At 61.1% G+C, this 26,733-nt stretch carries 18 protein-coding genes; 5 read left to right on the top strand and 13 right to left on the bottom strand.

Translation table 11 applies throughout. From position 1 onward, the window contains the following. Positions 1–83: 83 nt before the first annotated feature. Positions 84–3,701 (bottom strand): TonB-dependent receptor domain-containing protein, encoded by a 3,618-nt coding sequence (locus ACP_RS07655; RefSeq protein WP_015896721.1) that lies wholly within the window; start codon positions 3,699–3,701, stop codon positions 84–86. 220 nt (positions 3,702–3,921) lie between these two features. Between ACP_RS07655 and ACP_RS07650 the strand changes: the two genes are divergently transcribed. Continuing rightward, positions 3,922–5,169: a hypothetical protein gene (locus ACP_RS07650; protein WP_015896720.1), complete on the top strand. Its 1,248-nt coding sequence runs from the start codon at positions 3,922–3,924 to the stop codon at positions 5,167–5,169. A gap of 8 nt (positions 5,170–5,177) precedes the next feature. On the opposite strand, the gene ACP_RS07645 is transcribed toward ACP_RS07650, so the two are convergent. Then, the gene (locus tag ACP_RS07645; RefSeq protein WP_169305948.1) at positions 5,178–6,212 is read right to left on the bottom strand and encodes a tetratricopeptide repeat protein; all 1,035 of its coding nucleotides are present in this window, start codon (positions 6,210–6,212) and stop codon (positions 5,178–5,180) included. A gap of 139 nt (positions 6,213–6,351) precedes the next feature. On the opposite strand from ACP_RS07645, the gene ACP_RS07640 reads away from it, so the two are divergent. Further along, positions 6,352–6,762, top strand: a complete 411-nt coding sequence (locus tag ACP_RS07640; protein ID WP_015896718.1) for a hypothetical protein — start codon at positions 6,352–6,354, stop codon at positions 6,760–6,762. Between the two features lie 39 nt (positions 6,763–6,801). Here ACP_RS07640 and ACP_RS07635 read toward each other — a convergent pair whose 3' ends face one another. Beyond that, entirely contained in the window at positions 6,802–7,743 is a 942-nt protein-coding gene (locus ACP_RS07635) for an oxidoreductase (RefSeq protein ID WP_015896717.1), read from the bottom strand. A 214-nt stretch (positions 7,744–7,957) separates the two neighbouring features. On the opposite strand from ACP_RS07635, the gene ACP_RS07630 reads away from it, so the two are divergent. Both ACP_RS07630 and ACP_RS18815 read left to right on the top strand, forming a co-directional pair. Then, positions 7,958–8,275: a winged helix-turn-helix transcriptional regulator gene (locus ACP_RS07630; protein WP_052294736.1), complete on the top strand. Its 318-nt coding sequence runs from the start codon at positions 7,958–7,960 to the stop codon at positions 8,273–8,275. A 56-nt stretch (positions 8,276–8,331) separates the two neighbouring features. Beyond that, positions 8,332–8,538 carry a LysR substrate-binding domain-containing protein gene (locus tag ACP_RS18815; protein ID WP_083770555.1) on the top strand — a complete coding sequence of 69 codons (207 nt, stop codon included), beginning with the start codon at positions 8,332–8,334 and terminating at the stop codon, positions 8,536–8,538. A 205-nt stretch (positions 8,539–8,743) separates the two neighbouring features. Here the strand turns inward: ACP_RS18815 and ACP_RS07625 are convergent, their stop codons facing one another. The 10 genes from ACP_RS07625 to ACP_RS07575 all read right to left on the bottom strand — a co-directional run bounded on the left by ACP_RS07625 (position 8,744) and on the right by ACP_RS07575 (position 25,404). Next, positions 8,744–9,439 carry a hypothetical protein gene (locus tag ACP_RS07625; RefSeq protein WP_015896713.1) on the bottom strand — a complete coding sequence of 232 codons (696 nt, stop codon included), beginning with the start codon at positions 9,437–9,439 and terminating at the stop codon, positions 8,744–8,746. Positions 9,440–9,829: 390 nt separating this feature from the next. Beyond that, entirely contained in the window at positions 9,830–13,081 is a 3,252-nt protein-coding gene (locus ACP_RS07620) for a vitamin B12-dependent ribonucleotide reductase (RefSeq protein WP_015896712.1), read from the bottom strand. Between the two features lie 498 nt (positions 13,082–13,579). Then, complete coding sequence (pgeF, locus tag ACP_RS07615) at positions 13,580–14,677, bottom strand: peptidoglycan editing factor PgeF (RefSeq protein WP_083770554.1); 1,098 nt, start codon at positions 14,675–14,677, stop codon at positions 13,580–13,582. A gap of 1,135 nt (positions 14,678–15,812) precedes the next feature. Continuing rightward, positions 15,813–17,087, bottom strand: a complete 1,275-nt coding sequence (locus ACP_RS07605; RefSeq protein WP_169305947.1) for a glycoside hydrolase family 27 protein — start codon at positions 17,085–17,087, stop codon at positions 15,813–15,815. A 334-nt stretch (positions 17,088–17,421) separates the two neighbouring features. Next, positions 17,422–18,741, bottom strand: coding sequence for a GlcNAc-transferase family protein (locus ACP_RS07600; RefSeq protein WP_015896708.1), 1,320 nt, complete (start codon positions 18,739–18,741; stop codon positions 17,422–17,424). A 70-nt stretch (positions 18,742–18,811) separates the two neighbouring features. After that, the gene (locus ACP_RS07595; protein ID WP_015896707.1) at positions 18,812–20,365 is read right to left on the bottom strand and encodes a beta-1,3-glucanase family protein; all 1,554 of its coding nucleotides are present in this window, start codon (positions 20,363–20,365) and stop codon (positions 18,812–18,814) included. A 225-nt stretch (positions 20,366–20,590) separates the two neighbouring features. Further along, positions 20,591–21,625, bottom strand: coding sequence for a YncE family protein (locus ACP_RS07590; RefSeq protein WP_015896706.1), 1,035 nt, complete (start codon positions 21,623–21,625; stop codon positions 20,591–20,593). 67 nt (positions 21,626–21,692) lie between these two features. Continuing rightward, positions 21,693–23,027, bottom strand: coding sequence for a histidine-type phosphatase (locus tag ACP_RS07585; RefSeq protein ID WP_015896705.1), 1,335 nt, complete (start codon positions 23,025–23,027; stop codon positions 21,693–21,695). A gap of 152 nt (positions 23,028–23,179) precedes the next feature. Continuing rightward, positions 23,180–24,703: a GH39 family glycosyl hydrolase gene (locus ACP_RS07580; protein ID WP_015896704.1), complete on the bottom strand. Its 1,524-nt coding sequence runs from the start codon at positions 24,701–24,703 to the stop codon at positions 23,180–23,182. 92 nt (positions 24,704–24,795) lie between these two features. Next, entirely contained in the window at positions 24,796–25,404 is a 609-nt protein-coding gene (locus ACP_RS07575; RefSeq protein ID WP_015896703.1) for a VTT domain-containing protein, read from the bottom strand. 233 nt (positions 25,405–25,637) lie between these two features. On the opposite strand from ACP_RS07575, the gene ACP_RS07570 reads away from it, so the two are divergent. After that, a complete protein-coding gene (locus ACP_RS07570) occupies positions 25,638–26,567 on the top strand; it encodes a universal stress protein (protein WP_015896702.1) in 930 nt (309 codons plus the stop codon). Positions 26,568–26,733: the final 166 nt, after the last annotated feature.

Genomic DNA, 26,733 nt, shown 5'->3' with positions numbered 1-26,733 from the left:
GCCAGGCCACCGGCAGCATCGGATTGCAAAATAACAAATTGCCCGGCGGCTGTGGAACAGTCACCGGGCAGAAGGGCAAACGGTTAAAACTGGAGCCGGGCAGCGAATTGCACCGCGCGCATCGAGGTGCCAACCTGATTAGGCACTACGTCCGTCACCAGACCTCCCGTGGAGCAATCGATGCAATTACTCGGTTCATTCAGGTTTGGGTGATTGAAGAGGTTGTAGAACTGCGCGGTAAGTTGCAGTTTGTATGCCTTGGCCAGAAAGAAATTCTTCGCGACCGAAGCATCCGTGTCAAAGTAGCCCGGCCCATAGAGCGAGTTGCGTTCAATCTGGCCAAAGGTGCCCGGAGCAGGCCGTACATAAATGCCGTTCGCCTGTCCATTCACCGTCAACGGAGCCACGGGGGTGAAGTAGCGCTCATTGTGCGCAACTGGATTAAACCCTTGCTTGCCCAGGCCATAGTTCACATGAGGCCCGATCGCATTCGGGCGGCAGAGCGTGCCTCCCGTATCAATGTCTTCATCCTGTCCACATTCCGCGTAGGTAGGTGTAAAGGGCAACCCATCTTCGGCGGTCAGCACGCCATTGATGCTGAAGCCTCCGATGATCTGGTTGACCCAGCCGGGCACATGGGCGCCGATCCTGTGGCCGTGACCAAATGGTAGATCCCAGTTGCCATTGGCGAGAAATTGCTGCGGCCGGTTGTAGTAGCTGTTGCCATAATCCTCAGCCGGATTGATGAAGAAGTACTCCGACTCATGAGCCCGCGCCTTTGACCACGTATAGTTGGCCATGAACTGGAAGCTATTGGAGAAATGCTTGTTAAAGACAACTTGCAGCGCGTTATAGCTCGTGGTTGCTTCATTCGCGTTGTAACGGAACTGCTGCGTCCAGCCGAACGCCGAGCCGTATCCAACTCCGAGATACTTCTGGGCGGTGCCGTCGTAATAGGGCAAGCGCTCATTCAGGGTGTAGGGCTGTCCCGTTACAGGATCCTTGGGAACCTGTGCCAGACTGCAGGTGCCTTGCGCATAGCAGTTGAAGCCGGCAAGCGTCTGGGTGTTGTTGTTGGCCTGGTTCGACGAGTCAAACTGGTTATGAATGCCGTGGCTGCCCACATAGGCAATCTGCAGGCTGCTCGAACGAGTCAGTTGCTGTTGCACCGTAAGGTTCCAGGCATCCAGAGTTGGAACCCGCATCGTCAGTGGACGCGAGGACTCTTGAATATTGTTCGGCAGCGGATAAAGCCCATTCGCGGGAATGGCGGGGAAGTTGACCGCCGAGGGGCCATTCGTCAGATTCAGCGCCCATCCATAGCTCTGGGCGGCATTATTATTCTGCTCCACCGCCACGGGGTAGGAGTAAGTCAGCACATCGCCGAAGGTATTGCCCGACCAGCCCATGCCGTATTCCCGCCCATACCCGGCGCGAACAACGGTGTGGGGCAGCACCTGCCACGCAATCCCCACGCGCGGCGCCAGATGCGTGTACTTCATCTTCACGTTCAGGGCGTTGTTAAAGCCGCCATATCCGGCCACACGCACAGCTCCTGTGTTGAAGTCGAGCAACCCGCCCTGCCCTTTGCCATCCACGGCCTCTGGATAGACCATGTCCCAGCGCAGCCCATAGCTGATCGTCAGGTTGCGCGTCGCGCGCCACTGATCCTGTGCAAACCAGAAGAGCCGCGGCTGGTGCGAGGCTGCCGAGGTATTCTGCAGCACCGTGCGAGTAAAGCTGTAGGAATCTCCCAGCAGGAAGGATGCATATCCCAGTCCGGCTGCTCCTCCCGGCCCCTGCGTGGTGTTGTAGTTAAAGGTGAAGTTGCCAGAGAACAGATACCCGTTCTGCACGGAAGGATTGAAGAGAGTCGCATACTCATATAACCCTCCAAACGTGATCGTGTGGTTCCCAAGCGTACGGGTCCAGTTGTTCGATATCTGATACACATTCTCAAGTTGGTTGGTGGCGTCGGTCTGAGTGCCGTAGCTGACGTTGTTGCCTTCATTGGCTCCATTCGCTGGAATTTGAATGTTGAACTGCGGCAGGCCCCCGTTGATGCTAAGTGGCGCCTGGTTCACGCCCGGAATGCCGAGCGCCGTGCCCGCGGCTGTGTTCGCATCCGGCCCCAGTTCCTGCAGGTGCAGGCGGTACCAGCCAAAGCGGAAGTCCGTGAGCCAGTGGCTCGACAGCGAAAGGTCGCCGCCCGCCGCGAGGCTCTGGTCCAGCGTCGTGTCAGTGCCCGCAAAGTTGCCCACTCCAAGCCCCGGGCCGCCCGCCGCGCCAAAGACCGGCTGGCCGTTCAGGTTGGAGTCGAAGCGCGTGTACCGGGCAAAGGCATGAAAGTTCTGGCTCAGCTCATCGTCCACACGCACGTCCCACTGGTCCGTATTAAACCCGCCGGCGCCATTTCCCACATAGTTGTTGATGATCGACCCGTTCCCATAATTCGGCATCGGCAGATCTTTGATCAGGTTGATCGCCGGCGCGGAAATCCGCCCGGCCGGAATAATATTGTTCGCAAACGGCGTGCGATTCGCCGGAGCGACGGGATTGTTCTGGTCCGTGCCCGGATCATAAGCCTGCAACGCAGCCGAACCGCCCAGCGTGGGATTCAGATAATCGCTCAGATTGCAGTTACCGCCCGAGGTGCAACTCGTATGCGCCAGCGCGGTCGGCACCGTCGTGATGATGGTCGTTCCCGTCCGCTCGCGAAGCCCCTGATAGTCGCCAAAGAAGAACAGCTTGTTCCGCTTGATCGGGCCACCGATAGAGCCGCCGAATTGGTTGTGCAGAAAAGAGGGCAGCGGCGTTCCGGCAGGCTGCGTGAACGGATCGCGCGCAAACTGCGCAGACGACCGGCGATAATCGAAAACCGAGCCGTGAAAGTGATTCGTACCCGATTTGGTCTGCACCGTGACCACGCCGCCGATCGCGTTTCCAAATTCGGCATCGTAATTCTGCGAGACGATTTTTGTTTCAGCCACCGCGTCCAGGTTCGGATTGATCACTTCGACGCCGTTGACTGGATCTTCATTGTCCGTACCATCGAGCTGATAACCGGTGGCGAACGGCAACTGGCCGTTCACCTCAATCTGCTCGCTCTGCTGCGGATTAGTCGCCTGGCTGACGCTCCAGCCCAGGTAAGAGGTGCCCGGCGTCAGCAGTTCAAAAGCCGTCAGGTTGCGGTCCAGGTTGGGGGTCTGCTCCATCGTCCGCGAGTTCAGCACCGTCGAAACATCCGTGCTGGCCGTCTGCAGCAGCGGCGTGCCCCCGTTCACCGTCACCGTCTGGCTGGCCGAGCCAACCGGAAGCGACACGTCCACCTTGGGCGACGAATCGGCATTCACCGTCACGCTGGGCACCGTCGTGGTCTGAAAGCCCTTCATCTTGACCGTGACACTGTAGGCGTCCGGAATCAGATGATCCACCCGGTAGTTGCCGCTCGCATTCGAGGCCACCGAAACCGAGGTTCCCTTGGAGATGTCGGTCACCATCACCTTCGCGCCCGGAATGGCCGCACCGGTCTTATCGGTCACGGTGCCAAAAATCGATCCATAAACGGCCTGCGCCACCGCGGCCCGTGGCATCATGACTCCGATCACGCATAACAGAGCGCAGGCGATCCCCCCGCCCATCCAGCGGCCTGGCTTCCTGAGTTTGGTCCACGCAAAGTGAAGATTGCTGCTCGTTGCCATCACATCCTCCTGAGTCTCATTCCCGGCTTCGGCCGCGCCTCTTCGCCATCAGTTGCCGGGCATCTGCTTTTTGTTTTTTTGTTCTGTCTGCGCATACTTAAAGATGCAGAACAGAGCTTTGCCAGAATCTCTGCCACCCTCCAACCTGCAATGAACAACTTGCAACGTATGTCACGGTGATTTGACCCGTTAAAAACCCGTGTGACATACTCCCCAACGGATGCCCCGTGTTTCTTTACCTCTTGAAATCAGCCCGGAAGCCCGCCAAAACCCGCACTGGGCTCTGGTAGAGAGAGTCGCCGCGAGCCGTGGGTTTCACTCCTCCCACCGGGTACGTGAATTCTTCTTTTACGTCTGCGATTGCGCCCTGCGCGGCGTCCCCGAAGAGGCGACCGAGCAGCAGATCGGCATCCACGTCTTCCGGCGGCCGCCCGGTTACAACTCCAGCGAAGACAGCATCGTGCGCACGCACGCACGTTCTCTGCGGCAAAAGCTGACGGAGTATTTTTCAAGCGAAGGCGCAAACGAAGAGATCGTCATCACCATTCCGAAAGGCCATTACCTGCCGGTCTTTGAGCCTCGGGAGCCACGCGAACTGAAGGAACAAACCGGCAATGTCCCGCCCGCAATGTCCCCTCCCGCACCGGAAGAAGTAGCGGAAGAGGCTGCGGCAAGCCCGGCGCGGCATCGCTTTCTCTGGCTCGCCGGGCTGCTGGCCGTCCTGTTGCTGGCCATTGGAGGCTGGTTCGCGTGGACGCACGCTCAGTCCCACCCTGGTCCGGTGAAACAGTTCTGGGCGCCCTTCCTCGCAAATAAGTCTTCGCTGGTCATCTACAGCAACGCGCTTTTCTCAGGCAATTCAAAAGACGGGCTGAAATACGCCGACCCCATGACTATGCAGCAGCCGCTGCCCCCCAACTACGTCGATGACTACACCGGCATCGGCGAGTTGACGAGCGTCTATGATCTGGCGCATCTCTTTGATCGCTATCACTCGCAGTTTGTACTCAAGCGCAGCCTGCTGGTCACCTGGGACCAGGCCCAGAACAGCAATCTGATCTTCATCGGCTCGGTGGCCGAAAATCCTTCTCTGCGAGATATTCCCAACACGCGCGAGTTCAGCTTGATGTCCAATGGAACCGAGTCCGGCATCATCAACCATCACCCGCTGCCGGGCGAGCCAAAGATTTACGAGCGACCCGAATATCCGCTCACGCGCGACTACGCCATACTGGCATTGCTGCCCGGGCTGCAGCCCGGCTACCAGACGCTCATCTTCAGCGGACTCACCACCTACGGCACACAGGCCGCGGTCGAGTTTGCCTGCCATCGCGATACGTTGCAGCAGCTTCTGAGCAAAGTACGCGGCAAGAACGGACAGATACGGCCCTTTGAAGCAGTGCTGGAAACCTCCATCGTCGGCGGAGTGCCGGTGGAGACGCACCTGGTCACCGTACACATTCGCTGAAGCCGGGCTTACTGAATAGCGCCGAGATGAAGCCGGCTTGCATTCTGCAGCTTTTCCGCCGCTTCAAACTCTTTCCTCGCATCCGCCTCATCTCCCATGCGGCGGTAGGCCTGCCCCAGCAGAGTGTGCGTGATAAAGCTTGCGGGATCCATCTGCTCGGCATGGCGCAGATACATCGCCGCCGTTTCCGGGTCCTGCTTGCGCAGCAGCACTTTGCCCATCAGAATGAACGGACCGGTGCTCGAAGTGCTGAGCGCCAGTGACTTCAACAGTGCCTGCTCGGCCTGGTCGTACTTGCCAATGCGAAAGTAGGCATCGCCCAGCCGCGAATAAACAGGGGGATACGTCGGGTTGATCTTCTGCTCGGCCTGCAACTGCTGCACCGCTTCATCCACTTGAGACTTGAACAAGTCCACCTCGCCGATAAGAAAGTGCGCCATCGGCAGCCCCGGTTGCAGCGCGAGCGCCTTCTGCGCCTCGGCCGCTCCCTGGTCGGTGAGGTTTGAGAGCATCAACATCTGCGCCAGGATGAGATGAGCCGCAGCGGAGTCAGGCGGCAGATCATACTCCGCGGCAAAGGCCCGGCGCGCATCGTCAAACTGCTGTGCATTCATGTAGCAGAGCCCGAGCACGTGGCTCGCGTCGGCATTGGCGGTGGGCATCCATTGCTTCGCCTTTTCAAGATAAGGAATCGCAGCCTTGGGCTGGCCCATGCGAAAGAGCGTAAGGCCCTCCAACTGGACGGACTCGATATCTTTGGGATTCTGCGCAATCGCCTTCTCAAAGGCTTCTTTTGCCTGCGGCAGCCGGCCGGTGCGGTAAAAAGCCAGGCCGAGCGCGTGCTGCACTCCCGGTTGTGCCGGGTTCGCCGCGGCCAGCTTCTCGAGCACCGCAATGGCATCGGCATTCTTGCCGTGATGCAGATCGGCCTGCGCCTGAGACAGTGATGGGCCCGGTGCAGCCGGTGCGGAGGAGGTTTGCGCCATGCAGAGTGGCAACCACGCCGCCACCAGAGAGATGCAGAGCAGGGAACGATAATTCACGGTTACGAGCATACCCCGGGGCAGGTGACTCCGCGCAACTGAGGCCGGGAACCTTGCAGGCATTCAGCATCGCAGACGGCTAACGTGGGGAGAAAGCGTCTTTTGCTGCAGGGACGATTGAGTCGCCAGAGTAGAAGGGGTGATTGGCATCACCTCTGAATGCAGAGGAATCGTAGTCTTCGATTTCAATGCACTTCCACAAGAGATCTCCATTCGCGAAGGCGAATCAGCAATTCAGATAGCTCCCTCTTTGAGATTGGGGATTCCGGCAATCTTGACTGCTCTGCAGCCGCTTCCAGCCCGGAGCGCGGGCGAACATACTCACCTCGATAGAATTCTCGATGAGAACTACCGGATCGCTTACAGTCCGCAGGTCGTGACACTGGATTTGCATCCACAGTTTGTTCTATTCAAGCCTGCAGTTGGCTTGAGCGGGGTCGTAGACCCTATCCCGGCTAAAGAGCCGGTGCAATACCGTGCAACGCGAATCGTTTTGAATGGGTACATTGGGCTGTTCTCGCCAGTTGAAGACGTCAGTATGAACGGCTGACGATGAGCCGACTTCACATGAGTGCTCCCTCTCTCCTGATCAGGCAATTGGGAACTCAATCCCGGTGAGCTGCTCACTAACCTGCCAAAGTCGAGCAGCGATAGCGGGATCAAGCGCCATGCGTGGGATTCTGGCTTCGGCGGGTGCTCCCTTCAACTCCTGAAATCCATTTGGGCCGTAATAGCCTCCCGGTGTGGCATCCGGAGCGGTTGCAGCATAGAGCGTGGGTAGAGCAGCGTGAGATGCGTCGTGTGTGAAGAATGGCTTGAGCAGCGCGGTCATGATGCGCGTCGGGTTTAGCAGAGAGGTTTCGCCGGGGCCACTTTTCTGCAGGTTTGTAATCGCAATGCCCGGATGGGCCGCCGTTGCGATGATTGGGGAATGAGAAGCTGTGAGGCGGCGTTGCAGTTCGATGGCGAAGATGGAATCTGCCAACTTGGACTGCGCATAGGCTCCACTCGTCGGGCTGTACCGCCGTTCGGACTGCAGGTTTTCGAAGTCGATTCTGCCCACTCTATTGGCGCTTGACGAGACGATGACGATGCGGGAGCCCGATACGGGCTTGACCGCACGGAAGAGCCGCGCGGTGAGCGCAAACGGGCCCAGGTAGTTCGTAGCGAACTGGCGCTCATAGCCATCCGGTGTGAGCTGTCGCTTTGGAATGGCCATTACTCCGGCATTGTTGATGAGCAGATCAAGCGAGGGCTGCGGATAGAGCCGCAGGATTCGCTCGGCGAAGGCGCGTACGGAACTCAGGTCTGCCAGGTCAAGGACCTCGGGCACGATCTGTGCGTTCGGGACAGCTTGCTTGATTCTGTCAGCGGCTGCCGTTGCCTTCTCGATCGTTCGCGCAGGCAGGATAATCTCTGCACCATGGCGGGCTAGCTCAAGGGCGGTATGGAAGCCGATGCCGCTGTTGGCTCCGGTAATCAGAACGCGGCGACCTTGCTGCGAAGGGATGTCCTGAGCGGTCCAATTCATCTTCATAAGCTGTACTATGGGCCAGACAGTATCCGATAGCAATAAGGCACCTTGTTGGCCTATATGCACCTTGAGGTAACGAATGAGCAAAACCGCGAGATTGACTCCCAAAAAATCTGCGAAGTCCGCTCGGAGGTCATCCTCCATTGATTGGAGTGATGCAAATGCCGTCTGCGAAGACTTAGGGCCCGGAGTAGAGACCCTGGCGCGCGAGATGGTGACCCGAATGGCGGAGAAGTGGACGCTGTGGACACTCGCTGTGCTCGCCGAGGCGGGCGAACCGATGCGATTTTCACGCGTCATGGAGAAGGTGGAGAACGTAAGTCAGAAGTCACTGACGAAGGCCCTCAGGCAATTGGAGCGTGATGGGCTTGTTACACGGAAGGTATTTCCAGAAGTCCCTCCACGCGTCGAGTATGAAGCCACGGACCTGGGACAGGAGATGCTTGAGCAGGTCCATCCCCTATGGCTGTGGGCCGTGAAGAATGTGGAACGCTTTCAGAAGGCGCAAGCAAGCTTCGACCAACGGTAAGTCGGACGGTCAGCGACTACTTCGCATGAAACGTTCTTCTCGTCAGTTGATGCCAAATCTCTAGTGCCGTATCGACAGCGCTCCGCGGAAATAGATTTGCGGTAGTGTCGCGCTGGATGTTCTGGCCCGAACTTGCGGATGGAAGGGTCATTTCGGTGCTGCCGGAGTGGACTCTGCCACCGATGGATCTCTGGCTATCTATCCGTCGGGGAAGTTTACCGCCACAAAGGCTCGAGCCTTTGTCAGCTGGTTTGAGAAAGTGATTCGACCTTGACTGCTGTGCATGCCAAGGGAAGCTCCAAGCCGCACCCGATAGCAAGCCTCGAAGCGGGAATCGCCAAACAGACTTACTACCGCTGGCGCAGGGAGCAGGGCCAAATTGGCCTGGAAGGCGATGACAGCGTGCCGGCGGAAAAGATTTATCCTTTCCTCTCCGCCGAGGCAGCTCAATTTATAGCCAGCACTCGATCAGTTCAAGTCCTGGTCCAGTTCCATCTGGTGCTCTGTTTCGACACGCAGTCGGCGAACTACTGTGACACCACTTTCGTTCAGCAGGAAGAGCGTGCCGGTGTCAGGATTTGATACTTGCTCCGTCACTCCTGCAATGTCGGCAAGAACCACCGGGTGCGTTATATTCGCCGTATCCACTACCTCATAGCTCTGCGGATCGGGTAATGCCTCCGGGGTTGTTTGTCCTTGCGAGATCAGAAGCCCGGTCTGCCCCAATGTTTGCTGCACGCTGGCATCTTCCAGAGCGGACGCGCTTTTCAGCGCCGGATGCATGTCGTGCTTAAGGCAAAGCGCCGCCACTTCACTGCCCTTGCGATAGCGAATCAGAATGGTGTGCTCGCCGATGGACCGTACAAAGTCATATGCCGAGGGAACGGACAGTTCTGTCCGGGATACCCTGCGGATCGCTGACGGGTCTGTCACATCCAAAGTAGTGAGCTCGCGTCCATGATCGGACTCCACATAGAGCAGCGCTTGCCCGTCATTGTTGTAATACAGATACATTGCTTCTGCGCCGGTCTGTGCAAGAACTGAATTGCTTGCCGGGAATTCGACCCGGAGGGTATTGGAACGAGGCCTCGCTGCGGCGTCTGCTGAGACACTGGCAACTGCCAGCGCCGCGACTGCAACAAGTGATTTCACGTTGACCTTCATGGTTGTCTTCTCCTATCTGCCGCTAGTCTCCGCCTGTTCCCGGTAATGCGTCCAAATAGAAATCCTTATTGCCTATAACCTCCTGCTGAGTTCCTCGTGCGATTGACCTGCCCCGAGATTCCGCACGGTTCTGAGGTAAGTTAATTCGCCGCCGCAGCGGTGAGAAAGTGGGAAACGCCATGGGCGTGCCGCTCCTAAAAAGCTCAAATTGTCCTCGTCCCGGACGAATAGAAAAGCCGGCCAGAGTCTGGCCGGCTTTTTATGATTTCCCGCTGAGAGGTGGTCTCTTTGGCGGAACTTTCACTTTCAGCGCAACTTTCATTTTCGTGTGCGCGACTTTCATTTTAAGTGTGCGCGCACACTTTTACTTTTAGGTGTGCGCGCATGTTCTTAGCTGCAGCCGCTGGTGCTGCCGCAGCTCATGCAGCGGTAGCAGCTTCCGTTGCGGACCATGATGGCTCCGCAGGTGTGGCAGCTTGGTGCGTCGCCCATGTCATAGAGGTCCTTCATGGCGTCGGCGGCGTGGAACACGCCACGGTCTTCCATCTTCAGGTCTCCGGCCTCGGCGGTGGCGTGCAACTCAGAGAGCAGTCCGCCCTGCGGCGCGCCGGTCGCTCCCATGCCGCGCGTGGGGGTGTGCTGTTCGGGCGACAGTGCGGCCGTGCTCAGCGCCTCGATTCCTTCGCCCGAGGCCGGAGCCGCAAGGCCCGCGAAGAGCGAGAGCTGCTGCCCGGAGAGGAAGCGAATCTGGAGCCAGCGGAATATGTAATCCATGATGGACTTGGCGTAGCCGATCTGCTCATTGCCGGTCCAGCCGGAGGGCTCAAAGCGGCTGTGCGCGAACTTCTCGCAGAGCACCTTGAGGGGCACGCCGTGCTGCAGGGCGAGCGAGATGGCAGTGGCGAAGCTGTCCATGAGGCCCGAGACGGTGGAGCCTTCCTTGGCCATCTTGATGAAGATTTCGCCGGGCTGCCCGTTGGGGTAGAGGCCGACGGTGATGTAGCCCTCGTGGCCGGCGAGCGCGAACTTGTGCGTGAGCGAGGCGCGCTCCTCAGGCAGACGGTGACGCACGGCGCGAGGCGGGGCGTTGAGGTCCTGGTCTTCCATGCGGACGCCGCCCGCGGCGAGCGCGGTGAGCGTGGCCGCGAAGGCGCTGGCGGCGGTAGCTACCTGGCCGGCGCTGACCTCGATTTTTTCAGAGACCTTGGTGGCGAGGGTCTTGACGTCGCTTTCGGCGGCGGCCTTGCCGGTGGCGAGTGCGGTCAGCACGCGATCGGCTGCGGCCAGCAGGGTGGCATCGGCGGTTGCGCCCTTGATCTCCTTGGCGCCCTTGCCGTCGGAGACGTTGAGCGGCTGCGCGCCCTTGGAGCCATCGCGATAGATGGCGACGGCCTTGAGGCCCTGACGCCATGACTCGAGATAGGCCTCGGCGATGTCGTCAATATTGGAGTCATGAGGCATGTTGACGGTCTTTGAGATCGCGCCGGAGAGGAACGGCTGCGTGGCGGCCATCATCTTGATGTGGCCGAGATAGTGAATGGAGCGCGTGCCCTTGGCCGGCTTGAAGGAGCAGTCAAAGACGGCGAGGTGCTCGGGCTTGATGCCGGGCGCGCCCTCGATGGTTCCGGTGGCGTCGATGTAGCTGACGATGGCATCGACGTCTTCATTTTTGTAGCCGAGCTTGAAGAGCGCGGCGGGCACGGTATTGTTGACGATCTTGATCATGCCGCCGCCGACGAGCTTCTTGTACTTGACGAGGGCGAGATCGGGCTCAATGCCGGTGGTGTCGCAGTCCATCATGAAGCCGATGGTTCCGGTGGGGGCGAGCACGGTGACCTGCGAGTTGCGGTAGCCGTATTTTTCGCCGTGGGCGAGGGCCTGGTCCCAGCATTCTTTGCTGGCGGTGATGAGGGCGTCGAGCTCAGGGACTTTGAAGGGCTCGCTACTGGTCTTCGACTTGCCGATCTTGTTGACCTCAGCGCGGTGCATGCGGATGACGTCGAGGAAGGGCTCGCGATTCACATAGAAGCCGGGGCATGCGCCGCCGTTGCGCTCGACAGAAGCGGTGAGCGGCGTGGCGGAAGCCAGCGGCGGGCACTTCTCAGCAATGCGCGAGGACTGCAGGTAAGCCTCGCCGCACATGATGGCGGTGAGAGTCGCGGCGAAGTCGCGGCCGGCATCGGAGTCATAGGGCAGGCCGAGGGCCATGAGCAGCGCGCCGAGGTTTGCATAGCCGAGACCGAGTGGGCGGTAGTCATGCGAGTTGCGCGCGATGTTTTCGGTGGGGTAGCCGGAGTTGTCGACGAGGATTTCCATGGCCGTGATCAGCACGTCAATGGCATGCCGGTAGGCGCGGATGTCAAAGGTGCCGGCCGGGGTCATGAACTTGAGCAGGTTGAAGCTCGCCAGGTTGCAGGCGGAGTTGTCGAGGAACATGTACTCCGAGCAGGGATTGGAGGCGTTGATGCGGCCCGAGTTCTTGGACGTGTGCCACCTGTTAATGGTGGAGTCATACTGCATGCCGGGGTCGCCGCACTGCCAGGTGGCTTCGGCGATCTTGTGCATGATTTCGCGGGCCTTGTAGGTCTTGACGGCCGCGCCATCTTTGACGGTGCGGGTGGTGAACTCGCCGTCCTTCTCGACGGCGCGCATGAACTCGTCATTGACGCGCACGGAGTTGTTGGCGTTCTGGAAGAAGATGGAGCTGTAGGCCTCGGAATCAGGGCCGGAGGAGCCGTCATAGCCCTCGCGCATGAGCGCCCAGGCCTTGGCTTCCTCCTTCATCTTGCACTCGATGAAGTCGACGATGTCGGGGTGGTCCACATTGAGGATGACCATTTTGGCGGCGCGGCGCGTCTTGCCGCCGGACTTGATGACGCCGGCAAAGGCATCAAAGCCGCGCATGAAGCTGAGCGGGCCGGAGGCGGTGCCGCCGCCGGAGAGCTGCTCCATGGAGCCGCGAATGGGCGAGAGGTTGGTGCCGGTGCCGGAGCCCCACTTGAAGAGCATGCCTTCGGTCTTGGCGAGCGTCAGGATGGAGTCGAGCGAGTCATCGACGGCATTAATGAAGCAGGCCGAGCACTGCGGATTGCGGTAGCCGGTGACGGAGAACTCGACGGCGCAGGTGTGGGGGTTCCAGTGCCAGTTTTGGGCGTCAGACTTCGGCTCCAGCCGGTCGCAGCCCACATTGAACCAGACGGGCGAGTTGAAGGCCGCTTTCTGGGTGATGAGCAGGTGCGCCAACTCATCGTGGAAGATGGCCGCGTCTTCTTCTGAAGCAAAGTAGCCGCCCTTGATGCCCCAGTCGCGCACGGTCTCAGCCACGCGGCTGACCAACTGACGCACGCCGCTTTCGCGCTCGGGCGTGTTGAGGGGGCCATGCAGATATTTGCTGGCGACGATGTTGGTGGCCGTCATCGACCAGTCGACGGGAATCTCGACATCCTTTTGCTCAAAGATGGTCTTCCCCGCGGCGTCAGTGATGGCGGCTGTGCGGCTCTCCCACTGCACCTCGTCATAGGGCGAAACGCCGGGCCTGGAAAACAGGCGGCCGAAGCGCAATGCGGGGGTGGATGCAGTGTGGGGCTGGGCTTGGGGCTGGGCCTGCGATGTGCTGGCCGGCACGGTCTTAACGTCTGCCATGGGGGTACTCCTCTCGATCTTTGAACGGGTCTTTGGGATATAAGCCCCGGCCATCAAAGGTGCCGGGACGGCAGCAGAAAACTCTGCGCCAAATGCAACGAACAATCCAATTTTTGCGGTAAACGCCCGGCTTCCGATGAACAGTTCCACGGAAGTCTCTGGCCCAGGGTAAAAAACCGCCGCATGTGGGACCTTAGCGCTGTCTGTGGGGCGTGTCAAGGAACAACCACAACATCTTGTATTTTAGATGCCAAAAGAGGAACTCCGGGCTCGTTTCCCTGCAATTGGCTGTGGAGAACGCCGCAAGCCCGGACGGCATGCGGAGGGGAGCTACTGGCCGCCGGCGCGGTCTGGCCGGCCCTGCCTTCAGGCTATCGGCTTGAGGGGCGCGGAACAACCGCGGGGGCGTCAAATTCCGCCCCGGAGGCTGTGCAAAAGCGGGTGCGATTGTGGGAGTTGTGGAGAACCGGGGCTGCAGGAGGTCTGCCGGCGCGGAGGCTACTCGCGGATGCCGATGACGGCCATCATGCGGCCGGTGAATCCACGCTCGGCGCGGTGCGAGAAGTAGCGGTTGGTGTGGCAACTGGTGCAGTCGCCGAGGACGGAGATGGAGTCCTCACGGAGGCCTGCGTCGAGCAACTGCCGCCGGTTGGCCTCAAAGAGATCGAGGTGCAGGCTGGGACCGATGGGGCTGTGGCCGGGCGCGCGCGCGGTAAGGAAGAGCAGGGGGTATTTCTCCCGGACGGGGTCGGAGTCGTAGACCTCGCAGAAGAGCTCGTCGGAGTAGGCGAACTGGGAGCGGAACTCGGTGCGGACCTCTTCGCCGACGGCGTAGCAGCATTGGCCGATGCCGGGGCCGATGGCGGCGATGAGGTCTTTGGGCTTGCTGCCGAACTCCATGCGCATGCGGCCGACGCCGCCCTGGACGATGCGGCGGAGAGTGCCGCGCCAGCCGGCGTGAAAGATGGCCACGGCCTGGCGTTTGGTGTCGGCCACCATGACGGAAATGCAGTCCGCCGTCTGGATGCCGAGGAGGATGCCAGGACGCCTGGTCATGAGGCCATCGCCACGGCGCACGGCGGCCAGTTCGTCATCCTTGCCGATGCGGTAGGTGATCTGGGAGTGAATCTGCTGGAGGGTGACCAGGGGCAGCGCGCTATTGCCCGCCACGGCCTGCACGAAGCGGTGGCGGTTCTCCTCGACGAGCGCGCGCTCGTCGGATTGGGTGAAGCCGAGGTTGAGCTCGCCGGCTCCGCGAAACTTGCCGGGCTCCTGGCCTTCGCGGGCGGCGCGATAGATCTTGGTGACTCCGCCGGAACGGGTGCTGAAGCCGTGCATCAGCCAGGGGTGGTTGGCCCATCCGGGAGCCTGGACGACCTCGACCTGACGAGGGCGCACGGGGCGCTGCGGCTGGCGCAGGTCATCGGCGTGCAGCTCGCGCGCGGGGGCATATTTGGCCTGGCGAATGATGCCGTCGCGGCCGAGCTTGCGGCGTCCGTGTTCGAGCCCGACGCTGGCCAGCAGATCATCAATGGCCTGAATGGCGGCAGGACTGGAGGGAGACAGGCGGGCAGGCTTTGTGGACGGGCTGGGCATCTCGACTATTTTACGCGGGGAGAGGCGGTGGGTCGTTGTCGGTTGCCAGTCCCCAGTTGTCAGTCCTCAGTTGTCGGTCCCCAGTTGTTGGTGGTCAGGATTGGGTGGGCGCGATCCTACGTCTCAGAGTCGAGACGGGGGGCAGCAGGCGGAGTGGTGGGCGGTGTGAATGTGAATTGGGATTCACATTTGGGTGTTTTTCTTGGAATATGTTGTAAGTTGTTGATTTTAATAGTCTAAAAATGTGAATGCGGATTCGCATTATGCGCATTTGGGTGGAGTATCTCGCGAGATTGATGCCCTGTTTCAAGGATAGCAAGGGGAGGGGGAATTCCCGGCAGGGGGCGAGAGGCCAGTGTTCAGTGGGTGAGGGGCTTGTCAGGGTGAGGGCGAGCGCAGGGGCTAAAGCTCTCTTTCTATTAGCCTTTATGGCACGGCTGAAGCCGTGTCCTGATACAGGTTTGTGGACGTGGTGGGAGGGGCACCCGGGCAGTGAGTTAGGGGCATGGTGGGAGAAACTTGGGGCGGCGTTTGAGGAGCGGGGCATCGCCGGGATTCTTCGCCGCGTTGCGGCTCAGAATGACGCTGGGAGGCAGAGCATAGATGGAGATAAGGCTGAAATGGAACCGCATGCCTTGATCCCACGTCTCAGAATCGAGACGTGGGGCACCCGGCATCGCCCGGCGGAGAGATCGCGAAGGATGAGACCTTGATCCCACGTCTCAGAGTCGAGACGTGGGGCACCCGGATTTTCTCAGCAATGAGGATTAGGACTGAGAACTGGCAACTGAGAACTGACAACTGAGAACTGACAACTGGGGACTGGCCACTGTGGGCTGTTTCCCTAAAGGCAAAGGCCCGCTTTCCAGCGGGCCTTTTGGCAGAGGCAGTAGGGTGGGGTGCCAGGAGGATAGGAGCGGGGCCGCCGAAGCGGCTGAAACTTAGAGGTGTACTGCTTTGGGCTGGAAAATCTCGGTCTGAAGCTGCCTCTTTCGGTTATCTAACTCAGATGCACGGTTGGGGCCGGGGTTGTGTGCGAATTCTGTGAGAATTCTCATTCTTGTACTGCGCAGGATTCGCACCGCACCTTTCCATTGCCTGGCCATTGCCCGACGATTGCCCGGCTGCTGCCTGGTTACGGTTTGACTGCGGTCCAACGGTGCACATGGCTCTGCTGTATTAGTAGCAATCGGCAGCCGTGGGCGGGGACCTTAACGGAGATTTCGCGCTTGCGGCCCAGGTTGCGCCTCGCCCACAGGTCGCGCACGCGGTGACGCCCGTGGACGCCGACATCGGAGAAGGGCACGGTCATGGTGCGAGCCGTATCTTCGAGGTTGAAGACGCCCACGTAAGTGCCCTTGGCACCCTCGGCGGTCCAGACGGAGGATTGCGCGTCCTGATGGACGGCGTGATTGCCGCCGGAGTGCTGATCGATGGCGATGACCTCAGGATCAGTGAGCAGCGAGAGGGTGTAGGGGTCCATGCGGAGCAAATTGCCGCCCATGATGAGCGGGGATCTGGCCATGGACCAGAGGGAGACGAGGGTGCGCTCCTCAGTGTGGGTGAGGCGCGAGACGCGCGGCTGGCCCCAGCCGGGATGCGGCTCGAGCGTGCCGATGGGCAGCATGTCGGCATCGGGCCAGTGGCCGGGACCGCGATAGGGCGTCCAGCGGGCGAGCTGGCCAAACTGGCGCGTGAGCGCCTGGGGAAAGCTGGGCGCGGACTCGGGCTTGTACCAGACGTCCCACATGTCATTGGAGATGCGCCACATGTTGCCGTACTTCTCGACGTCGGGGCCATCTTTGAGGGGCGTGGGCCCGGGCGAGAGGCTGAGCACGATGGGGCGGCCGGTCTTCTCAATGGCGCGGTGAATCATGTGAATCTCGGCGGCGTTGTAGGGCGAGGAGATGCAGTCCACCTTGAGGAAGTCGAGGCCCCAGGAGGCGTAGAGCTTGAGCATGGAGTCGTAATAGGCCTGGCCGGCGGCGTTGTCCTTGATGCCGTAGTTGTCGGTGTTCCAGGCGCAGACGTCGGAGGTGTTGGCGGCCTCATCGGCGGTGTAGTGCGAGCCGGCGATGGGCAGATTTTTTTCAACAGCCGAGCGCGGAATGCCGTGCACGATATGAATGCCGAACTTGAGGCCAAGCGAGTGTACGTAGTCGGCCACGCCTTTGAGCCCCTGCGGAAAGCGGTTGGGCGCGGGCATGTAGAGACCGTCGGGCGAGATGACGTAGCCTTGCGTTTCGCGTGCGATGCCGCCGTGGGTGGGATACTGCGCGAACCATCCCTCGTCGATGACCATGTATTGCCAGCCGTATTTCTGCAGGTGCTGGTGCATGTAATCGGCGGTGCGCTCGAACTGCTGCTGGGTGATGGTGAAGCCCCAGCTGTCCCAACTATTCCAACCCATAGGCGGCGTTGCCGCGGGGCCCATAGGCGGCGTTGCCGCAGGGCCCATAGGCGGCGTTGCCGCGGGGCCCATAGGCGGCATTGCCGCAACCATGCCGGAAGAAGTTTTGCCGGCGTGGGTGTCTTGCGCAGAGGCCGGGCGAGCAGCGGCGAGCAGCAAAACGGCACAGAAAAACATCGAGAATGCGGCAGAGAACGCCGTGAAGGAAGCAGGAATGCGCAGGCGAGACATAAGGGAAAAGTCCTTTTCGTAAACGTTATCTATCGCCGCAACAGTGTACCGGCTGAAACCGGCGCTGGCCAGTGCCGGGGTACTGCATTGGGCGAGACGCTTCTTATAGCGTCTCGGAGTTTTCAGGCTGGAGTAGTGCGACATCGCCCGGCGCGAAGCGGCCCTCGAGTGCTGGGAGCCAGCCGGAGGACCGGCTCAGCGGCCAGAGGAGCCACGAGGCTGGAGTGGTCTCAGAGGCGAACTCGCAGACGACGGCCAATTGCTCTCCCTTCTGCTGCAGCGGCTCGATCTCTGCCGGAAGCATGCGGTGCTGGTAGACGTCGGCTCCCTGTGCGTCCCGGATGCCGAGGAACCAGTGCAGCGGGTCTGCGAGCGCGCCTGCGGGGAGTTGCGCACGGGTGAAGACGATCTTCACGATCCAGTCGTGGACCGCATCCGTCCATCCGGATTGGGCGCTGGGATTGGGCGGCTCGAGAGCGCTCAGGGTGTAGGTCTGGGCCTTGCGTTCGCGGAAAGAGAGCCCGGCATAGTGCTCATAACCTTCGAGGGTGCGTGCTGTGCCCAGCCCGAAATCCTCGATGGCTTCGCCGCGCAGGAGACGGTGAATTTTGCGGCGGCTGGTTTGGTCCAGGCTGCTCCATAGAGTCGATGGGGAAGCGGCCGGAGAGGTTGATGGGGCGGGTGCGTCCGCGGTGTGGTCGCCCCAGTGGCGGGGAGCGTCGTGGCGTCCGTAGTCATGCCAGAGCAGCGTCTCGTGGGGATGAAAGAGATCGTAGCCGTGGGTGAAGGCGCGCACGGTCATGGCGGTTTCTTCGCCCATGAAGTACAGCTCGGGGTCATAGGGCACCTCACGCACAAAGCTGCCCGGAGCGAAGAGAAAGCCCGCAGCGAGAAAGCGAGCGCGCATGGGACGCGCCTGCACGGCCGGCGGCAGCGGGCGCGGCCACAACTCGGGAATGCCATCGTGGGTGAAGGCGTGAAAGGCCACTTGCAGGGCGCAGTCTGCCAGCGTCTCGCTTTCTGCGCCATGCGTGGGTTTGAAGGGAGCCGGGTATGCGGTGAGGATGGGCCGGGGGCTGCCGGTTGCGGCTGCCATCTGAATCATGCGCTCATCCCAGCCGGGGGCAAAGCGGCAGTGGGAGTCGATCTGGAGATACCACTGCTCCTGCTGCCACAGCTTCATGATTTCGGCGCGCGCCCAGCATGCGCCACGGCTCTGCCGCGAGTCCACATCGAGAATGCGGAAGCGCGGGTCGTGAAGAAAGGGAAGCGGCCGGTCTTCCGGCGTGTGCTGCCAGCAGATGCCGAAGCGCAGGCGCTCGGGATGGCTGGCCTTGCGGAGGCAATCCTCTATGGTGGGCACGAGTTGGGGATCGCGGTAGGAGGCGATGGAGAGGAAGATGAAGGGAGTCTCCGCGTTCAAGATGCACCTGAAAAAAGCGTCCGCCTGCGGATGGGGCAGGCGGACGAAGCAGGAATGAAGAGTCGCGGGCTCAGGACCATTGGCCGAGAGTGATATTCAACGCGGTGAGCGGGCCGCTGGTGGTCTGGCTGGGATTCTGATTGCATACGTCATCGTAGGCGAATCCGTAGGCGAGTTTATTGGTGTTCCAGATATGGAACTGGTTGGCCCACTCGTTGCATGGCTGGCTTTGATAGTACTGCGAAGGGGAGGGACAGGAGCCGTCATCGAGCGAGGCAGGAGCCGGTGTGGCGTTGAAGACGCCGCGGTTGAAGGCGGCCAGGATTTGCTTGCCGATGTTCTTTTGCGCGGCGCTGCCTGAGGCGAAGGTGGACGAAGTCGGGCACTGCCAGAGGATGGCCGTGGTGAGCGCGCCAAAGTTGATTTGGGAGGCGCTGGGGGTTGCCTGATAGGCGGTGTTCCAGGTTGACTGCGTGGTGTAGTTGCCGGAGATGAAGATCAGGTTGCCGCCCACCACCATGCCGCTGTAGGTGCCGGTTGCCGTGTCTGTTACGACGAGAGGCGTGGCGGCCCAGGCAGCATATTGTGTGCTGATGATTCCATCGAAGTAGGTCTGGAAGGCATTGCTGCCGCCGCCGATACCGGAGACGTGATCGGGAGAAAGCGCCCGCAGGTATTGGGTTCCCGCAGGATAGGCCGCGGCCAGCGCGGTGGCGGAGACGGACGGCACCGGAATAGTCAGGATGCCGTTGAGGGGAGTCGGCAAAGTGTTGACCTGCGTCATCAGGTTGTTACGGCTGAGGTTGAGCGCGCCCTGCGTGCTGCCGCCGGGAGTGGAATCGATGGTGAGCGGCAGCCCGAACTGGTCGACCTGCGTGGAGTTGCCGTTGAGAATGCCGGCCGGGGTCGAAGGTCCGGGGCCGGTGATGGAGAACTCAAACCAGTCATAGAGGCAATAGGAGCCGACGGCGTTCAGGTCTTGCGAGGGACCCGCATATGGGTTGGGGCTGGTGGCGTTGGCTGCCTGCACGGTGAAGGGCAGCCGCAGCACGCCGAGGGAGATGTAGATGCGTCCGCTGAAGGCATTGGTGCCCACGCCGAGATCGGGCATGTTGGTGGCGTTGATGCCGGAGAGGTCGATGACATTGGGGGCTGTCAGCGAGAGCGGAATGCTGTAGTCGGCCCATGCGTCGGGGTAATTGCTCTGCAATGTGGTGAGGTCGCTGCCGCTGAAGACGCTGTCCCCCGGGAACGTCTGGCGTGCCTGCTTGTTGTCGGCGATGGCCATCTGGTGAACTCCGCCGGAGGCATCGAGCCAGTAGTTGGTGATGGGTGTCGCCGCCGGTGTGGGAGCCGTGACCACGCCCCCGGTGATGTAGGCGTATGCCAGCGTGCCCGCAGGCAGGCCAGCCGCCGTGAGGTCAATGGCCAGCGGAACCGTTGCGCTGGGGGTTGGAGTTGGCGTTGGAGTGGGTGTAGGCGTGGAAGTGGGAGTCGTGGTGGGGGTGGGCGTGGGAGACGCCGTTGCGGTGGTCATCGGGGAGGAGGAATTGCCTCCGCACGCTGTGATGACTCCAGAAGCTGCGAGCGAGGCCAGAAATGCGCGCCGTGTGGTCTTGTTCATGAATACACCTTTCCAGCCGGGAGCCCGGAGCAGTCCTCTCACGCAACGCGTGGAATGCTGGAGGGATAAGACTCGCATCAACAAAGGAAAGTCAAGATGTAATTTGAGGTTAACTGTTCTGGAGTGTCAGTGTTATCAGGGAGTTATCCCTTGTAGTTTGCCGGGATGCGCCGGCAACAAAAAAGCCCGGCGGATTGCCGGGCCCTCTGCTTTCTTCAAGGCTGGTTAGCGGGTGGCGAACTCGTCGATGTGTCCCACGCCGCCGGTAGCCGGGGGGACCAGGACAAAGTAACGATGCATCGCGGGCACGAGGGCGGAGTTTTTGGCTTTGTAGCCCTCCTGCACCTCGCCGAGCATGGTGTAGTGGTCCGGTGACTCTTCGCGATAGACCCAGGTCGCGCCGGGCTCGCCGCACTGCACGTAAATGCGTCCGGTCTGGGGGTTGAAGGAGGCGTCATCGACGCCCTTGCCGATGGGCAGCGACTGAATCTGCTGGCCGGTCTGTGTATTGAAGACGACCAGATGGCCGTCGCGGCAGGCCACAAAGAGGCGATGATGCGCGGCATCGAGCGCGATGGCCACGTTCTTTTGCCCCATCGTGACCGGCCATGTGGCTTCGATCTTGCGGGTTGCGCGGTTGATGACGACTACGAGGTTCCTGGCCGGGTCATTGGCGTAGAGGCGGTTGGAGGTGGGATCAATGGCCATGGCTTCCACGGTGTCGCCGTCGATGCGGATATCGCCGAGCTTTTTGTCTGCGCCGGTGTCGATCACGCTGATCATGGAGAAGGTCTGGTGCGCGTCGCCGCCGCCGTTGACGACATACAGGTTGTGCGAGGGCGCGTCATAGGCAATGGAGTCGGAGTCGAGCTTGAGCGGGATGGCCTGAAGAAATTTGTAACTCTGACGGTTGTAAATGCGAACCTGGCCACGGCCGCCGTCCGTAATGTAGAGGCGTTCGACGCCGGGGCGGATGAGAATGGCGTGCGGCTTGACGATGTTGCCGATGGAGCGGAGATATTTTCCGGAGTCGAGATCAAAGACCAGCACCTGATGCGCGCTCTCCGCCGCTGCGTAGAGGCGATGCCCTGACGGGTCGATGGAGACGTGATCAAAATGCCCGGCAATGCCGGAGGGCATGGCGAACTTTTTCACTAAGTGCAGCGGCTTCTGGGTTTGTGTCTGTGTCTGGGCCACGGCTGCGGCGGCCAGAGTGGCCGAGAGGCAGGCAGCGGTGAGCAGGCCGGCGAGCTTCTTCATGATTTCTCCTTTGCGTTGCGGGGCCGCAGCGGCGGCCAGGGGTTTCAAGTTTGAGTGAGGGCGCGGTTCAAGGTTGCGAGAATGGGAGGATGAAGCGTGGATCGATGGCGCTTCGGGCTGCGGCGTCGAATGCATGCCAGGAACACACATTCATTGTGCAACCGGCAAGATTAAGAGTTGCTGAAGCCGGCGGATGGAGTGCGGTGAGTGCGGCTGCCTGGCGCATCTGGCGGAGCGTCTGCATGACGATGCGCATTTTGATCGATGCGGCTCCGCGCGCGTCGCGATAGACGAGAAACTGCAATTGGGTGCCGGGGGGCGTGTCGTCGTGGCGGCCGTCGAGCGTCCAGTGCAGGCGGAGCAGGCCTGCAATGGCGGCAATGTCTGTGTCGTGGCCGTCGAGCACGACCAGTTTCTGGGCGGGTGTGCCCCACGCGCCGGGCACCGCGCGCGCCTGCACGGCCTGTTGCAGCGTGTCGAGAATGTGGCTGAGAAGATTGGACATCTCCACGCGCGCCAGCACGGGATTGCGATGCTTCGCGGCGAACTCGGCGGTGTGCAGTGCGACGATCTCGCGGAGTTGCGACGGATGGAGCAGGCCCCATGCGACGTTATTGCGGGGCACGCCCTGCGTGTACTCGAGCAGAATGTCTTCGGCGAGGCTCGCGCCCGTGAATACCGGGCCGTGCAGGGAAACGTCACCTTGCGATTTGATTTTTACGCTGCTCCTGATTTCATCGAGCCGCAGCGACGGCTGACCTGGCGGGGTTGTGCAGGGGGCGCCGGGCTTGCATCCGTCGAGTACGGATTGCAGCAGGTTCAATTCGGACTGGTGCGCGGCGGTGAATGTATTGGGGCTGCCGCCCATGCGCTCGCGCACGCTGGCCAGCATGGCTGCGCGGGTGGCCGCATCGAGTGAGCCAGGCGAGAAGTGAAAGAGCGGGTCGCGCTGGCCCTGGGGGCGGGAGTGTATGGTCACGGTGCAGGCGGGGCTGAGTCCCTCGGCGAGGGCGTGTCCGCTCTGGATGGTGCGCTCATCGGAGTCGGTGTAGATGTAGATGGCTGGGGCCGCACAGCCTGATGGCGTGAGCAAATTCTGCCGGGCGAGCCATGCGCGGTCCCACTCGCCGAATTGCCGCAATAATTTGTAACCATGAGGTGTCAAATCATCGGGAGCTACCGGCCACGCGGGCCAGGGATGGATCGAGTAACGGTCGAGGACGGCGGCTGGGGCAGAGGGCGCGCGCACGCCGTGGCGCGCGAGAATCAGCACAAAAGCGAGCTGCTGTTTGTGGGCGGCTAACTTGCGCGGCGCATGTGCGGCGAGCGCCAGGGGAGCAAGCAAGGCCAACAGCAGGCAGGCAAAAATATGCCGGGGAACAGATGGAAGGCGAGTCATCATAGGCCGGATTTCCAAATCTGTAACGATAGCAGGCGCGTGTGAAAAGAAGTGTGGTCTTGCGGCGGAAGAGACGGGCCAGCAAGCGCTCGAAAAACCTTCAGGGCCCCGAAGGACCCTGAAGGAAAGCTGCGGAAAGCGATGGGGGCTTGCGCTCAGTTGACGGTGATGACGGCGAGGCCCATGGGCGGCACGCTCACGACGAGGTGGCCGTCATGCACGGAGATGGCTTGCGGTGGGCCAACTTGCGCTGCTTTCTTGAGGGCTGCGATCTGAGCGACGGTGGGATATTTCGGGCTGCCCATCGCCTTCCACGCGTCTAATGTGTCGCCGTGCTGTGAGTCGACGCGCAGGATGCTGGCGTGTGCGAGCGCGGGCAGTCCCTGGAGATTAAAGGCGATGGTTTTGCTGGGGCCGGATTGGCCGGGGTCTACGAGGTTCCATGCGGCGATCACGATCTGGCCGTGGCGGTTGCGAGTGACGAGCGCGTCGGTTGCCTTTGCGGGCAGCAGACGATTGCCCAGATGATGCAGCAGCGCGAAGGCGTCATAGGAAGGCTTGGGGATGCCGTCCTCAGCGACCAGGCCGAAGCCGCCGTAGAACGGCGTGCTCTTCACGCCCTGCTCTTCAAATACGTCGGAGAAGGACCAGTAGGACATCATCTGCGTCATGCCGTTGCACTCGCGGATGGTGTTGGCCATCCAGGGGCCCATGAAGATGGAGTCGGTGACGTTTTGATGATTTGCATAGCTGGCGTTGAACTCGCTCCAGATGAGTGGAATGTGCGGGCGCGCGGAGTGAAGGATCTCCTCATGCACCTTCTTCACGGCGTGGCAGACCATCTGGTAGGGCAGGATGGTGCGGTTGTCATGAAATACGTCTTTGGCGGAGTCGTCGCCATAGACATGCGTGGATACGAAGTCGAGCGGCACATGATCTTTGGCGGCGTGCGCTATCATGTCGCCGACCCATGCCGCTTGCGCCGTGGCCGGGCCGCCCACGCGCAGGCGGGTGCTCACGGATTTGAGGGCACGCGCCGTATGGTCATAGAGGGCAAAGTAGGTGCTTTGCGCGGGCTTGCCGCCCCAGAAGCCGATGTTTGGCTCATTCCAGACTTCGAAGTACCACTGCGAAACTTCATTGATGCCGTAGCGCGCGATCAGGTGCCGGGCAAAGGCTGTGATGAGCGCGTCCCACTTTGCATAGCTGGCGGGCGGCGAGATGTTGGGGTGATACCAGAAGGGCTGGAGAATCTTCTTCTCGGCCAGATCGTTGGGCATGAAGCTGATCTCTACGTAAGGCTTGATGCCGTGCGCCAGCAGCGCGTCGTAGATGTGGTCCACGTAGGTCCAGTTGTAGAACGGGTTGCCGTTTTTATCGACGCTGTAGACGCCGTTTTCATCGTCGAGGATGGCGTGAAAGCGGACGTACTGGAAGTCAGTCACCTTGCGCACCTGGTCGAGGTCGGTTTGGTATTGCGCGCGCATGACGAGGTGGGCGCGGCCGGAGCCGAACATCTGCTCCCAGTAATGAGGAAACGGTGTGCCCGCCGCATGCACGTTGACGGGGATGGGCGCGGCCTCGGCGGACGCTGTGGGCGCGGAGTTTTGCGCGAGCGCCGGAGAGAGGCAGAGTGCGAGCGCGGCTGCGGCGAGGCATCGGGGAATGGCGGTGAGCATTGGGGGATCTCCTCAAGAAAGGGATTCGTGGGCGGCGGCGAGCATCCGCCGGGATATTCTCGTGTTCCTGCGCGGCGTGCGTAGCGAGGGTTTCATGCCCGCCTGCCCGGTCGAACATTTTTGAGCCATGCATACACTGAGAGTCCGCTGCCCGCGACACACAAAAGGATAAAAGCAAACATGCCCCAGCGGTAAGCCGGTGCGTGGGCGAGCTTGAGAATGCGGCTGCCGTAGTGAATGGCGATCAGACCGAGCAGCGCAAAGCGAACGCCGCGCGCGATGAAGTTGAGCACACAGATGCGGAGCCGGGAATAGTCGAGCGCTGCCGCCGCGGCGATCACCATGGTGAAAGGGAAGGGCGGAGGCGCAATGCAGGCCAGCACCACGGCCTTGCCGCCATGCTTGTGAATGCGATCGCTCAGTTTTTTGAAGCGCTGCGGCCCGGCCATTTTCTTTACACCTTCTTCGCCGAGGCTGCGGGCCACCAGCGCCAGCAGCAGCACGCCGAGCGTGGAGCCGGCGGCGGCCGCCAGCACGTACCACGGGAGTCCGTGAGGATGCTGTGAAACGAGAATTACTACGAGCAGATCGTTGCCGAAGGGGAGAAAGAGGAAGGAGGAATCGAGGATCCCCAGAACGATGGGGCCTGCGTATCCAAGATGCAAGAGCAGCGCCAGCAAGGAGTGTACGAATTTGAGCACGTGGTGACCCGGTCCCGTTTTCTATGAGATGAGGCGCTGCGTGTCTGGCACAGGCCTCTTCTGCGAGAGATATGCAGTCCTTAAGATGCCGGGTCGCGTGCATTCTGCCGGTTGCGGCGGGAAAAGAAGGTGATGCGGGTCACTTTCCGCGCTCGTGTCCGGCAGCTACGCTGGGGCTTCCAATCGGCCATTCGCGCCGGTCTGCCCGTGCCGCATGGCCGAGGGAGGTGCCGATGTCTTCCCGCCCCGTCGCCGTGTCTGCCAGCCAATCCATGCCACATCTTGAGACCACCCCACTGCATGTGCATCACATTCTTGCCGCTACTGACTTTTCCTCGCAGGCTACGCTTGCGCTGCGTTATGCCATTCGTCTTGCGCGCGTCTTTTCGGCTACGCTGCACATTCTCTATTGCGTGCCGCAGGATGCGTCTTTCAGCAACACGGTGGCGGTGCCGCAGGATTTGCAGGAGATGCTGCTCGAGCGCGGGCGACAGCAGTTGCACGACCACCTGATGCAGTTGGGATCGCTGCAACGTGTGCAACATGAAGAGGTGGTCGCGGCTGGTTCGCCGGTGGATTGGATCGCTGCCACTGCGCGGGATGTTCACGCCGATCTCATCGTGATGGGCTCGCACGGCCGGGGCGGACTCGGCAAGGTCATGCTGGGCTCTGTCGCCGAGAAGACGGTGCGCCACATCGGCTGCCCGGTGCTGGTGGTGGGGCCGCAGTGTACTTCGCGTTACCGGCCTCTGCGTCAAGTGGTGCTCGCGGTGGAAAAGCCCATGCACGCGCTGCGCGCCACGCAGTATGCCTGCTCGATTACGCGCGAGTTTGGGGCCACGCTGGCCATTGCGCAGGTACTGGCTGAGTATGATGAGTCCGGCCCGATGGAGCATGTGGAAGAGCAGCGGGCGCGCGAAGAGTTGAAGTTGCTGGTGCCGGGCGATCCGGAACTGGCGGCGCATGTCGATCTGCGCGTGTTGCGTGGAGATGCGGCGGAGGAGCTGCTGCACCTGGCCAAGGTACGCGATGCTGGACTGGTGATCGTTGCGCCCCGAACGCGGGCGGCGTTTGCTGATCGCACGCCGTGGTCCACGCTGGCGGATATCATTCGCTGGGCGAGTTGCCCGGTGCTGGCTGTGCCGCCGCATTTGATTGGCTAAGGGTTAGCTGTTGAGCGCGAATGTGTATCCCGGTGCCATGTTAGCTAAAGCATGACCGCACCGAGGCATTTGCAGGACGATATTCATGGCTATCCGAGGTATGATGGGGAGCTTTCCCGGATTTATACAGATGTGATTCTGGATTGACATTGCCTCCGCCCGTCGT

Origin of the sequence: Acidobacterium capsulatum ATCC 51196, assembly GCF_000022565.1 — a bacterium.
Lineage (GTDB): Bacteria > Acidobacteriota > Terriglobia > Terriglobales > Acidobacteriaceae > Acidobacterium > Acidobacterium capsulatum.
The sequence above is the reverse complement of the archived record's forward strand: the minus strand, read 5'-3'. Positions and strand labels throughout refer to the sequence as shown.

Coding starts and splice junctions, on each gene's coding strand:
- ACP_RS07655 (WP_015896721.1), bottom strand. CDS start 3,701: ATGGCAACGAGCAGCAATCTTCACTTTGCGTGGACCAAACTCAGGAAG.
- ACP_RS07590 (WP_015896706.1), bottom strand. CDS start 21,625: ATGAAGAAGCTCGCCGGCCTGCTCACCGCTGCCTGCCTCTCGGCCACT.
- ACP_RS07570 (WP_015896702.1), top strand. CDS start 25,638: ATGTCTTCCCGCCCCGTCGCCGTGTCTGCCAGCCAATCCATGCCACAT.
- ACP_RS07585 (WP_015896705.1), bottom strand. CDS start 23,027: ATGATGACTCGCCTTCCATCTGTTCCCCGGCATATTTTTGCCTGCCTG.
- ACP_RS07635 (WP_015896717.1), bottom strand. CDS start 7,743: ATGAATTGGACCGCTCAGGACATCCCTTCGCAGCAAGGTCGCCGCGTT.
- pgeF (WP_083770554.1), bottom strand. CDS start 14,677: ATGCCCAGCCCGTCCACAAAGCCTGCCCGCCTGTCTCCCTCCAGTCCT.
- ACP_RS07580 (WP_015896704.1), bottom strand. CDS start 24,703: ATGCTCACCGCCATTCCCCGATGCCTCGCCGCAGCCGCGCTCGCACTC.
- ACP_RS07630 (WP_052294736.1), top strand. CDS start 7,958: ATGGTGACCCGAATGGCGGAGAAGTGGACGCTGTGGACACTCGCTGTG.
- ACP_RS07595 (WP_015896707.1), bottom strand. CDS start 20,365: ATGAACAAGACCACACGGCGCGCATTTCTGGCCTCGCTCGCAGCTTCT.
- ACP_RS07605 (WP_169305947.1), bottom strand. CDS start 17,087: ATGGGTTGGAATAGTTGGGACAGCTGGGGCTTCACCATCACCCAGCAG.
- ACP_RS07625 (WP_015896713.1), bottom strand. CDS start 9,439: ATGAAGGTCAACGTGAAATCACTTGTTGCAGTCGCGGCGCTGGCAGTT.
- ACP_RS07620 (WP_015896712.1), bottom strand. CDS start 13,081: ATGGCAGACGTTAAGACCGTGCCGGCCAGCACATCGCAGGCCCAGCCC.
- ACP_RS07650 (WP_015896720.1), top strand. CDS start 3,922: ATGCCCCGTGTTTCTTTACCTCTTGAAATCAGCCCGGAAGCCCGCCAA.